The organism is Microbacterium sp. NC79, from assembly GCF_019061125.1.
Taxonomy (GTDB): Bacteria; Actinomycetota; Actinomycetes; order Actinomycetales; family Microbacteriaceae; genus Microbacterium.
Window position 1 is genome coordinate 1,383,230 of sequence record NZ_JAHQYI010000001.1, and the last position, 11,183, is coordinate 1,394,412.

Annotated in this window: 11 protein-coding genes; 7 read left to right on the plus strand and 4 right to left on the minus strand. The window is 60.7% G+C overall.

The annotated features are described in order from the left end of the window. Window positions 1–9: 9 nt before the first annotated feature. The 6 genes from KTJ77_RS06200 to lnt all read left to right on the plus strand — a co-directional run bounded on the left by KTJ77_RS06200 (window position 10) and on the right by lnt (window position 7,192). A complete protein-coding gene (locus tag KTJ77_RS06200; protein ID WP_367948845.1) occupies window positions 10–999 on the plus strand; it encodes a helix-turn-helix transcriptional regulator in 990 nt (329 codons plus the stop codon). Next, window positions 992–1,966 carry a helix-turn-helix transcriptional regulator gene (locus KTJ77_RS06205; RefSeq protein WP_367948846.1) on the plus strand — a complete coding sequence of 325 codons (975 nt, stop codon included), beginning with the start codon at window positions 992–994 and terminating at the stop codon, window positions 1,964–1,966. Before KTJ77_RS06200 ends, KTJ77_RS06205 begins: the two co-directional genes overlap by 8 nt. A 112-nt stretch (window positions 1,967–2,078) precedes the next feature. Further along, window positions 2,079–2,345, plus strand: coding sequence for a Sec-independent protein translocase subunit TatA (tatA, locus tag KTJ77_RS06210; protein ID WP_217337579.1), 267 nt, complete (start codon window positions 2,079–2,081; stop codon window positions 2,343–2,345). A 5-nt stretch (window positions 2,346–2,350) separates the two neighbouring features. Next, a complete protein-coding gene (gene tatC, locus KTJ77_RS06215) occupies window positions 2,351–3,169 on the plus strand; it encodes a twin-arginine translocase subunit TatC (RefSeq protein ID WP_367948847.1) in 819 nt (272 codons plus the stop codon). A gap of 83 nt (window positions 3,170–3,252) precedes the next feature. Beyond that, the gene (locus KTJ77_RS06220) at window positions 3,253–5,607 is read left to right on the plus strand and encodes an RNA helicase (RefSeq protein ID WP_217338366.1); all 2,355 of its coding nucleotides are present in this window, start codon (window positions 3,253–3,255) and stop codon (window positions 5,605–5,607) included. 1 nt (window position 5,608) lies between these two features. Beyond that, window positions 5,609–7,192 (plus strand): apolipoprotein N-acyltransferase, encoded by a 1,584-nt coding sequence (gene lnt, locus KTJ77_RS06225; protein WP_217337580.1) that lies wholly within the window; start codon window positions 5,609–5,611, stop codon window positions 7,190–7,192. A gap of 74 nt (window positions 7,193–7,266) precedes the next feature. Here the strand turns inward: lnt and KTJ77_RS06230 are convergent, their stop codons facing one another. The 4 genes from KTJ77_RS06230 to KTJ77_RS06245 all read right to left on the minus strand — a co-directional run bounded on the left by KTJ77_RS06230 (window position 7,267) and on the right by KTJ77_RS06245 (window position 10,282). Next, a complete protein-coding gene (locus tag KTJ77_RS06230; RefSeq protein WP_217337581.1) occupies window positions 7,267–7,638 on the minus strand; it encodes an RNA polymerase-binding protein RbpA in 372 nt (123 codons plus the stop codon). Between the two features lie 121 nt (window positions 7,639–7,759). After that, window positions 7,760–8,521 (minus strand): glycerophosphodiester phosphodiesterase family protein, encoded by a 762-nt coding sequence (locus KTJ77_RS06235; protein ID WP_217338367.1) that lies wholly within the window; start codon window positions 8,519–8,521, stop codon window positions 7,760–7,762. A gap of 1 nt (window position 8,522) precedes the next feature. After that, entirely contained in the window at window positions 8,523–9,743 is a 1,221-nt protein-coding gene (locus tag KTJ77_RS06240) for an SPFH domain-containing protein (RefSeq protein ID WP_217337582.1), read from the minus strand. Window positions 9,744–9,811: 68 nt separating this feature from the next. Beyond that, a complete protein-coding gene (locus tag KTJ77_RS06245; RefSeq protein ID WP_217337583.1) occupies window positions 9,812–10,282 on the minus strand; it encodes an NfeD family protein in 471 nt (156 codons plus the stop codon). 133 nt (window positions 10,283–10,415) lie between these two features. Here KTJ77_RS06245 and KTJ77_RS06250 point away from each other — a divergent pair, with 133 nt between their 5' ends. Next, complete coding sequence (locus KTJ77_RS06250) at window positions 10,416–11,180, plus strand: SDR family oxidoreductase (RefSeq protein ID WP_217337584.1); 765 nt, start codon at window positions 10,416–10,418, stop codon at window positions 11,178–11,180. Window positions 11,181–11,183: the final 3 nt, after the last annotated feature.

Sequence of the window (11,183 nt, forward strand, 5' to 3'; positions counted from 1 at the left end):
GATGAGCGTGTGGCAGCGAAAATTCCCCCCGAAGAGCGACTGACAAACCTCGTCGTCGCACTCATGGCGACCGATCGCGGGTTGACGAAGGCACAGATTCTGGAATCGGTTTCCGGCTACCGTCAACGTGCGGAGAGCGGAACCGGGGCTGACGCTCTCGAGAAGATGTTCGAGCGCGACAAGGACGACCTCCGCGGACTCGGGATTCCGGTCGAGACGCTGGGCGACCATGCTGATCCCAACGACCTCCGCGAAGCACGGTATCGGATTCCAAAATCGGAATATACCTTGCCTGACGATCTCTCCTTCACTCAGGAGGAGGTCGCTCTGCTGACATTGGCTGGCACCGTCTGGCGTGAGGGATCGATGTCGGACGACTCGCATGCGGGCATCCGTAAAATCCGTTCGCTCGGTATCGACGTTGATGAGCCGATCATCGGCTTCGCGCCGGAATTGGGCCTCACTACGAACTCGTTCGTTCCGCTGAAGAACGCTATTGAGGCGAATCGAGCCGTCACCTTTACCTATATCAAGCCGGGGGAGAAGCGTGCGTTGTTGCGCCGCGTGCAACCTCTCGCGCTTGTGGAGCAGGAAAACCGCTGGCACCTGTTCGGTTTTGATACTGACCGCGACGCTGAACGTACATTCCTTCTCAGCCGTATTTGCGACGACGTGAAGACCACTCGACTTTCGTTTGACCCGACGCTCAAGGTGGGCGCGGGGGAGCGGGCGCTGGCTGGGCTGGCCGCCGTCGCTGCCCGCAACATCGCACATCTCGAAGTTCATCCGGGGTCAGAGGCCGCACTCCGTCTGGCGCGCCGCGCTCAGCAGGCACCCCAGGGCATCGACGTCTCGTTTCTGGACCTGCATATTTTCGCTGACGAACTCGCGTCATACGGGCCTGAAGTGCGCGTGATTTCGCCCGATGAACTTCGCAATCAGGTGATTGCGCGGTTGCAAGCGGCGCTTGCTCGCCACCAGGAGGTCACCCGTGGCTGATCGACCCAAGCCCATGATGGCACCCGACCGCGTGCGCATTTATCTCACCCTGGTTCCGTACCTCGCAGAGCGCGGTCAAGTGAGCGTGGCCGACGCGGCACACGACTTCGGGGTATCCGTCGACGACATGCGCGCCATGGCGGAGAAACTCACCGTGATGGGGCTGCCAGGCGACAGTGGCTACTACCAGCTTGATCCTGACCTGTTCAATATCAACTGGGATTTGCTTGACGAAGCCGACATGATCGAGCTCACCAATACGGTGGCGCTCGAACGTGCACCGAAGCTCTCCGCGCGTGAGGCGGCGGCGCTCCTGTCTGGTCTGCAACTCACCAGGGCGATCGCAGGCGTCAGCCCGGAACTTGTCGATGGTCTCATCGCGAAGCTCACTGCGGGCTCATCAACTGACCCGGTCAACGTCATCGTGGCGCCGCCACAGGCGGATGCCGTACGCACGGTTGTCGCCGACGCTTTGCGACAGCGTAAGGCAGTCTCGTTCACGTATCGCGCGCCCGACGCTCAACCCACAACGCGTACCGTCGATCCGGTGCGCGTGCATATTACGAGTGGCGAGTGGTATCTGGAGGGCTGGTGTCATCTCCGCCGCGCCATGCGAACGTTCCACCTCGATCGTGTATCAGACCTCGCGGTTACCGACATTGAGATATCGCACACCGTGGGGGACGAACCGCCCGCATATACCGAAGTCGCAGAGGGAACGGCCGCCGCTATTCGGTATCCGTCACAGCTGGGCGCTCTGGTTGGCGACTACCTGCGCGGTGCGCAGTTAACGACCGATCATGAGTTCTCGATTGCGCGGTTCAGCGTGGGGGACCCGCTGACGCTGAAGCGTTTGGCGACACTGCGCAGCGGAACCATCGAAGTGCTGGAACCGGAGTCAGCTCGCGCCGCAACGATTGACTGGGCGCACCGCGCACTTGCGCAGTACGACACAGAAGCGAACTAATTCCCGCTGATCCAGACGCACGTTAGCGAAACGTATAGGCGACACCAAGGTTCGCCCACACCCTGCGGGGTAGACTGAAGCCGCATTCGCACCCCCGACCATTGGAGCGCTCATGGGCAACGCATTTCAGCCAGCACACCTGTTGATCCTTCTGCTGATCGTTCTGCTGTTGTTCGGCGCTGCGAAGCTTCCGGCTCTGGCCAAGAGCCTCGGCCAGTCTGCCCGCGCATTCAAGGGCGAGATGAAGGCAATGAAGCAGGAAGACGCCGCTGATGCTGCCGCGAACGCTGTGGCGTCCGAAGCTGCGCCGCAGGCTGGCGTCGCTCCTGCCCAGCCGCAGACGCCCGACACGAATCTTTCTGACGGCTCGCGCCCGTAAACAGCGTGACGACAGAAACCCCCGAGTCGGCTCTGGAGGGCGACCCGAAGCGCGACAAACGTATGTCGCTGGCGCAACACCTGGTGGAGTTGCGCCGCCGCTTCATGATTGCGGCCATCGCATTCATCGTGTGTATGGTCGCGGCCTTCTTCATCGCTGACTGGGTCATTGATCAGCTCGACAACCCGATCGATGTGATCGCGGCGAATGGGCACGGCGAAGCCGCGCTGACGTTTACTCGCATCACCATGGCGTTTGACATGAAGCTGCGCATTGCGGCGTCGATTGGCCTTATTCTGTCTGGCCCGATCTGGATCTGGCAGTTGTGGGCCTACATCATGCCCGCGATGACCAAAAAGGAAAAGGTTTACACGCTCAGCTTCATGGGTGTCGCTGTGCCGCTATTTTTCGGCGGTGTTGCTACGGGCTGGTTTGTTCTTCCGCACATCATCGAAGTGATGGCATCGTTTGTGCCCGATGGCGCCTCATACAATCAGTTCTTCGAGGCAAGCTACTACTGGGATTTTGTTTTTAAACTCCTCCTCACCGTGGGCGTCGCCTATGTGCTTCCGCTGTTTCTCGTGATCCTCAATCTTGCCGGTGTCATCACGGGCAAAGACATTCTGAAGGGCTGGAGAATCGCTGTGCTGATCGCCTCCGTTTTCGCGGCCGTCGCAACCCCGGGTTCCGACGTTGTATCCATGCTTCTGTTGGCGGCCATTCTTGTGGTGCTCTACCTGCTCGCCGCCTGCGTTGCGCTGCTCTTTGACCGTCGTCGACGTAAGCGTGAAGGCGATCTGTTTACGCCCTCGGTGATGGCGTGAGTGCAGCCGAGCAGTACGCGGCCGCGCAATCACGCGCGGCACATCCGCTGACGCAGGAGTTTGCGGCTCGTTTGTCGTTTGAGATGGACGAGTTTCAGGTGCAAGCGTGTCACTCGTTGGAAGAGGGCCACGGAGTGTTGGTCGCGGCACCCACGGGGGCGGGTAAAACCGTCGTTGGTGAGTTCGCGATCTATCTCGCGATGCGCACCGGTACTGACAAGGCCTTCTATACGACGCCCATGAAGGCGCTGTCCAATCAGAAGTTCCGTGAACTTGTCGACGTGTATGGCGCGGGCGAAGTGGGGCTGCTCACTGGCGATACAAATATCAATCCGCATGCGCGTGTTGTGGTGATGACAACCGAAGTTTTGCGCAACATGCTCTACGCCGATTCCGCGGCGCTGCGCGGTCTTCGTTTTGTCGTGATGGATGAGGTTCACTACCTTGCCGACCGGTTCCGCGGCGCGGTGTGGGAAGAGGTCATCATCCACCTCCCCGAAGAGGTTCGCGTTGTCGCCCTGTCTGCCACCGTGTCAAACGCCGAGGAGTTTGGTGACTGGTTGGCTGCGGTGCGCGGCGGAACCGAAGTGATCGTTTCTGAAATTCGTCCGGTTCCCTTGGAACAGCACGTGTTGGCCCGCGGCGACCTGTTACCGCTCTTTGACCAGCGGTCAGGCATCGCTACCCAGCAGGTGAATCGCGAGCTTGCCCGCCTCCGTACTTTCAAGGGTGTGGCCTGGGAAAACAACTCCCGTACCGCGCATGCCCGCGGTCGCGACAAGCAGAAGCCCAAGTACCAGAAGCCATCCATGGCGGGCCGAGGCAGCCGTCTCGATCGAGCCGAAGCCATTGAGACTCTGCGTCGCGACAATCTTTTGCCTGCGATCTTCTTCATCTTTTCCCGGGTCGGGTGCGAACAGGCCGTTCAGCAGGTCGCACGCGATGGAATTTCGTTAACGAGCGCCGACGAACGTCGCGAAATTCGCCGTCACGTCGAAGAGCGCATATACATGCTCCCCGACGAAGACCTTTCGGTCCTCGGCTACTGGACGTGGCGCGAGAACCTGGAGCGGGGCATCGCGGCTCACCACGCCGGAATGTTGCCCGCATTCAAGGAGATCGTCGAAGAGCTGTTTCAGCGCAAGCTTGTCAAGGTGGTATTCGCCACCGAGACATTGGCGCTCGGTATCAATATGCCCGCTCGTACCGTCGTGCTCGAAAAACTCGAAAAGTTCAATGGTGAGGCCCGTGTACCGATCACGTCGGGGGAGTACACCCAGCTGACGGGTCGTGCCGGTCGCCGCGGTATTGATGTCGAGGGCCACTCCGTTGTGGTCTGGAACGAGGGCATGGATGTTGAGGCGGTTGCGGCGCTGGCATCGCGGCGCACGTATCCGATGAACTCGTCGTTCCGGCCGACATACAACATGGCCGTGAACCTCATCGATCAGTTCGGTCGCTCCCGTGCGCGCGAGATTCTGGAATCGTCGTTTGCGCAGTTCCAAGCCGACCGTGCGGTCGTCGGGCTGGCCGTTAAGGTGCGTGATGCCGACGAGTCATTGCGCGGATACCGCGACTCTCTGGCATGTGATCGCGGGGATTTCCTTGACTACTCTCGGTTGCGCCGCGAGCTGACCGAGGCGGAAAGACGGGGCAGGGGCGAGCTTTACGGCTCGCAGGAACGCGCCGAGAAGCGCCGCAATGACATCAACAGCCTGCGTGCGCGGATGCAGAAACACGCGTGCCATTCGTGCCCCGATCGCGAAAAGCATGCGCGCTGGGCGGAACGGTACTGGAAGCTCGAGCGCCAGGTCTCTCAGTGGCGCTCGCAAATTGACCGTCGCACCGGAACCGTCGCCCGCATCTTTGACCGTGTTGTCGACGTACTGGATGAGCTGGGCTACGTCGACGTCGCCCCCAACGGATCTGCGACTCTGACGCCGTCCGGGCGCACAATGCGGCGCATCTATGGCGACCGCGACCTGTTGGTCGCCGAATCTCTTCGCACCGGCATTTGGAAGAACCTGGACGCCGCTTCGCTTGCTGCGCTGGCTTGTGCTCTCGTGTATGAACCGCGTCGCGACGAAAACGGTACCGGAATGCGTGACCTGCCCAAGGGCGCGTTCCGGATCGCGCTTGATGAAACCGCCATGCTCTGGGCACGACTCGATGACGTGGAACACGACTTTGACCTGCCGGGAACCGAACCGCTCGCCCCTGGACTGTCGGCTGCCATGCACTCGTGGGCCCGCGGCGCGAACCTTGACCGCGTTTTGACGCAGGCTGACATGGCCGCTGGCGACTTTGTGCGCTGGACCAAGCAGACCATCGACCTGCTTGACCAGCTCAGCATCGTGGCAGACGGTGATATCGGAACCACTGCTCGGCGGGCACTCGATCTCGTACGCCGCGGCATCGTCGTCTATTCAGGAGTGTGACGTGAGCGTCGTCGATCCAGCGCCAGACAAGGCGTTCGTCCCGCTCGGGGTTGCGGCGTTTCTCGCCGTGATTGGTGGAGCGGCCCTCGACCTCGCGTTTCCGTCCGTGGGCATCTGGCCGCTCGCTTTCGTCGGCATTGCCATCGCGCTGATCACGCTGATTGGGCGTTCGATCGGCGGTGGGCTGCTGATCGGGCTGCTCTTCGGACTTTCGTTTTACCTGATCCACATTCTGTGGGCGACGCGCTACCTCGGGGTGATCCCGTGGCTTGCTCTCGCCGGAATTGAAGGCATCTTCTGGGGCCTCGGCTCCATTCTGATTGTGCTCGCCTACCGGTGGGTGCCGAAGCTCTCCACGCGGCCCGTGGTGACGCACGTAGCGACTGCAGTCCTCGTGGGTGGGATCTGGAGCGCGCGCGAACTCTTCATGGGCTCCTGGCCGTACAGTGGCTTTCCCTGGGGGCGGATGGGCATCAGCCAATCGGAAAGCCCGCTCGCACACCTCACATCGTGGGTGGGCATCACCGGCTTGAGCTTTTTGCTGGTGACTTTCACCGCACTCGTCGTCGAATGGTTCCGCTTTATTCGCGCTCGCTGGCATACGGCACCGACGCGTACGCGCGTGGGCTGGGGAATGTTTGGCGCCCCTATCGCGACGATGATGGTGCTGTTCCTGGTGCTGCCTGCGTTCCCGACGACGCCCAATGGAACCATGACGGTGGGATCGGTGCAGGGTAATGGCCCTGCCGGGTATTTTGATGACCGCTCAGAGCACAGTGTCATGCAGGCCCAGCTTGATGCGACAGAGCCACTCCTCGGCGAAGACATCGATGTGCTGTTGTGGCCGGAAGGCGGCGTCGACTGGGATCCGCTGCAGCAGCCGACGGTGGCCCGGATTCTGGATCGGCTGGCAATTGATGCAGACGCACCCATTCTGATGAACGCTGTCACCGAGCGTGGCGAGCAGTACTTCAACACCTCCATGCTGTGGCAGGCGGGGGATGGCGCGGTCGCGTACTACGACAAACGCAACCCGGTGCCGTTCGGAGAGTATGTGCCCGATCGATGGTTCTACGAAATGATCGTGCCGGATCTCATCGGCCTCATTCAACGCGAGTACGCCCCTGGAACCAATAGTCCCGTTTTCGACGTTGATGGTATCGCCGTTGGCCTTGCAATCTGCTTCGACGTTATTTACGACGCGGTGATCTGGGAGGGCGCTGCTGACGGCGCCGAGGTCTATATGTTCCAGACCAACAATGCTGACTTTCGTGAGACCGACGAAAACCTGCAGCAGTTGGCGTTTGCGCGCATGCGTGCCATTGAAACCGGACGCTCTGTGGTGAACATTTCAACTGTCGGCACGAGTCAGGTGATGGCGCCAGACGGCAGGACGATCGACCAACTACCGGAAGCCGAGCCTGGGCACATGCTGACCGAGGTGGAATTGCGCACTGGCCTCACTCCGGCCGTGATCCTGGGCTCGTCGATTCAGTTCGTGTTGCTGTGGGGCAGCGTGGGGGCACTGGTCGTGGTGGGCGTCGCCGCCCGCCATCGACGCCGTCGTACGACAGCGGTGCAGTGAGCGGCATGCCGGGTAACTGAGACCACGAAAAGAGGGGTGTCACCGTGTGGTGACACCCCTCTTTTCGTCAGGAGTTACGCGCCGACTCGTGCCGGCGCTTCTCCACGGCGCTCGCGCAAGTATGCGAGTCGCTCAGCCAAAATCTCTTCTAGTTCTTCACGCGTGCGACGTTCCAGCAGCATGTCCCAGTGGGTACGTGCAACCTTGTCTTCGCTGTGGTCGACGGTGACGGCTTGGCCATCAACGACGAGCAATGCTTCGGCGCCGCACGTGCGGCATTCCCACGTTGCTGGCGGCTCTGCATCAGCCGCAAACGTGAGCGTTGTTTCGCGCTCACACTGAGTACACGTGTACGTGTGATTCGTTCGGTCCATGAGCACGACGCCCTCTTCGCTTTGTAAGCTCTGAGCGCCGAGTCGGATACCACGCAGGCTGCGTTCTGCCATGGGTGAGTCCTCTCGTCAGTCCCTAGTTCTAACGTCTCCGCCTGTGCAGATCATCCAAACAGGGAGGGAATCGTACTCTTTCCCAGGCAACGCACAGGGCATAGGCGTTGAACAGATGATGTCAGAGCGCTAAAGCAACATCAATACGGTCGGTGACGAGCCCGTCGACACCGAAATCGAGTAACCGTCGCATGTCTGCCGGATCGTTTATTGTCCAGACATGCACAACCGTTCCGTTGCGGTGTGCGGCAGCCAATAGGCGACGCGTGAGCACGCGAATCTTTCCGAATGATTCAGGTATTTGCAGGGCGTCGAATCCGGCAAACAAGCGCTTCTGCCACGGGCGAATTCCGAGGGCGACAGCAACGAGAATCTTGGCCATGGATGATTGGCCGGGGGAGTACGCAGGGCGTGCGCCCAGTTCTGCGAGGCGAGCGGCAGCGGCGGAACGGGCCCGGTCGCTAAAGCTCGTCACCAGCACCCGGTCAGCGTGGCGGGCGATGATGTCTGCCGCCGGGGCCGCAGCAGCGTGCGCCTTGATATCGATGTTGAAACGGGTCTGCGGAAAAGACTCCAGCGCCTGCTGCAGCGTGATGAGTCCGCCACGATCCGTCATCAGGTCGGCCAGTTCACGCTCGGTCACATCGGCGACGAGACGCGCGTCCCCCGTAACGCGCAGGAGCGAAGAATCGTGGAACAAAACCACGACACCGTCAGCCGTCAGATGACAGTCAGACTCAATGTAGCGAGCGCCCGCAGCATGAGCTGCGGCGACAGCGGCGAATGAGTTCTCTACAACGCTCACCGTGGCCCCGTCGGAATCGACGAGGCCACGGTGAGCGAGGAGCTGCGGAACAACACCCGCGAGATACGGATGAATGATGCTACGCACCCGGATTCTGCGGAGGCAGCGGGGGTACAGGTGGGAGCGTCGGGTTGATGCCAAGCTCTTCTTCGTAGACCTCAGCAGGAACTGCACCTGAACGCACGTCGTTCGCTTGCGCTTCGGCAATCAGATCCCGCACTGACGGCTCGCCGTCGAGAACGCTATCAACGACGGCGTCCGCCTCCGTCTTTGCCTGCTCCGCAGCAACCACCGGTTCCGACGGAGTGACAACGGGCTGTTGGGGAGCGGCCGCGGGCTGCTGAGCATAGGCTGCTGCAGGCCCACCACCGGCGCCTGGCGCTCCGGGGAATGGCGACGCGCCACCGCTCTTGGGCGTAAACGCTCCGCCGATACCCTTGAGCGCCTCGGTGAGCTCGCTCGGGATGATCCACAGCTTGTTGGATTGTCCCTCCGAGATCTTCGGCAGCATCTGCAGGTACTGGTAGGCGAGAAGCTTGTCATCGGGCTGACCGGCGTGAATGGCGCCGAAGACAGTCGTGATCGCTTCTGCTTCACCGTGCGCACGCAGAACCGCTGCCTGCTTGTCACCCTCGGCGCGGAGAATCTCCGCCTGACGAGCACCTTCAGCCTCCAGAATTGCGGACTGCTTGGTTCCTTCAGCCGTCAGAATGGCGGCACGGCGATCACGCTCGGCGCGCATCTGCTTCTCCATCGAGTCTTGGATGGAGAGGGGCGGGTCAATCGCCTTCAGCTCGACACGCGACACGCGGATACCCCACTTGCCGGTCGCTTCATCAAGCACCAAGCGAAGCTGGCCATTGATTTCGTCGCGGCTGGTGAGCGCCTCTTCCAGGTTCAATCCACCGACGACGTTACGAAGAGTCGTCGTGGTGAGCTGCTCAACGGCGCCAAGGTAGTTCGCGATCTCATACGTCGCGGCACGCGCATCGGTGACCTGGAAGTAGACAACGGTGTCGATCGAAACGACCAGGTTGTCTTCCGTGATGACCGGCTGCGGCGGGAATGAAACGACCTGCTCGCGCATGTCGATCAGGGGGCGCAGGCGATCGATAAACGGAACCAGAACGTTCAGACCCGGCATCAGGGTTTTGTGGTACTTGCCGAGTCGTTCAACAACGCCAGATGCGGCCTGCGGAATGATGCGAATAGACCTCGCCAAAATCGTGATCGCGATGATCACGAAGGTGATGGCAATAATCCACCCGATCACAGTGGGAACGATGTTATCGCTATCCATATCGCGGGTGATTCCTTTCTCTGTAGTGGTGGCCGTGACTGCGAACGACGGCGCGAACCAGCGGGAGGTTACTGCGAAGCGGTTGCGTTAACCGGAACCACAACGGCGACAGCACCGTTGATGGCAGAAACAACAACAGGGGTTTGCGGCGAGAGCAATTGGTAGCCGGTGCGGGCTGTCCAGGTGTCGCCATTTTGCAACTTGACCTGTCCAGACGTTGTGGTGACCGTCTCGATCACCATGCCGTGCATGCCAATCAGGGCGTCGACGTTGCTCTTGGCTGGGTCAGCATTCTTTGAGAGCCGAGCCAATAGCGGTGGCCGCAAGAACAGAATCAGTAGCACGCCGATGACGGCGGCAACGACAACCTGCAGCCAAAATTCGGCGCCGGTGAGTGAAACCACGAGGCCCGCGGCGCTGCCCAACGCCAACATGAGGCAGGTGAATTCGAGCGTGAACATCTCAATCACGATAAAAAGCGCGATGAGCACAAGCCAGACGACCCAGGCCCAGTCGGTCAAGAATTCGATGATTTCCATAGAAACCTCCCCTTGGCAGTGAACTTACCACGAGGCATCGGGTCACTTCTTGTTGACGCCCAACGTGGGGGAGACGCACAGCGTTGATAGTCTCAGAAAGCGCATTTTTGCGCCTGTAACCAAAGGAGTCTCTGTGACAACGCTGCTTCCCCCCGGTTCTTTGAACGGAAAGGTGGCCCTCGTCACCGGTTCTTCGCGCGGTATCGGTGCCGATACGGTGCGTTACTTCGCCGAAGCTGGCGCCGATGTCGTCATTAACTTCCGCAACAAGGCTCCGCGTGCTGAGAAGCTCGCAACGCAGCTGCGTGATTTGGGCGTGCAGGCCATCACGGTAGGCGCAGACCTCACCGACCCGGACTCGGTCAAAACCATGATCGACGCTGTTCGTGAAGCGTACGGAAAGCTCGACATCCTTGTCTTGAACGCCTCGGGTGGCATGGAGTCGGGAATGGCGGCGGACTATGCGCTCACGCTCAACCGCGATGCCCAGCTCAACATGCTCAATGCCGCACGCGAGATCATGACGCCAGGTTCGCGCGTCGTGTTCGTCACGAGCCACCAAGCACACTACATTCGCACCACGCCGACGATGCCGGAGTACGAGCCTGTCGCGCTGTCAAAGCGTGCGGGTGAAGACGCACTGCGCGAGCTCATCCCATCGCTCGCTGAAGATGGCATTGAGTTCGTTGTCGTCTCGGGCGACATGATCGAAGGAACGATTACCGCGACGCTCCTCGAGCGCGCGAATCCGGGAGCAATCTCCGAGCGCCGCGAATCTGCAGGCAAGCTCTACAACGTGTCTGAATTTGCCGCCGAGGTCGCTCAGGCCGCCGTCGATCCGCTCCCCGCAGACAACACCCGCCTCGTCGGCGATGTCTCCGCATTTGAAAGCAACTAAGTC

Excerpts from the sequence above, each read along its gene's own strand:
- KTJ77_RS06220 (WP_217338366.1), top strand. The coding sequence starts at position 3,253 with ATGGACGAGTTTCAGGTGCAAGCGTGTCACTCGTTGGAAGAGGGCCAC.
- KTJ77_RS06245 (WP_217337583.1), bottom strand. The coding sequence starts at position 10,282 with ATGGAAATCATCGAATTCTTGACCGACTGGGCCTGGGTCGTCTGGCTT.
- KTJ77_RS06240 (WP_217337582.1), bottom strand. The coding sequence starts at position 9,743 with ATGGATAGCGATAACATCGTTCCCACTGTGATCGGGTGGATTATTGCC.
- KTJ77_RS06230 (WP_217337581.1), bottom strand. The coding sequence starts at position 7,638 with ATGGCAGAACGCAGCCTGCGTGGTATCCGACTCGGCGCTCAGAGCTTA.
- tatA (WP_217337579.1), top strand. The coding sequence starts at position 2,079 with ATGGGCAACGCATTTCAGCCAGCACACCTGTTGATCCTTCTGCTGATC.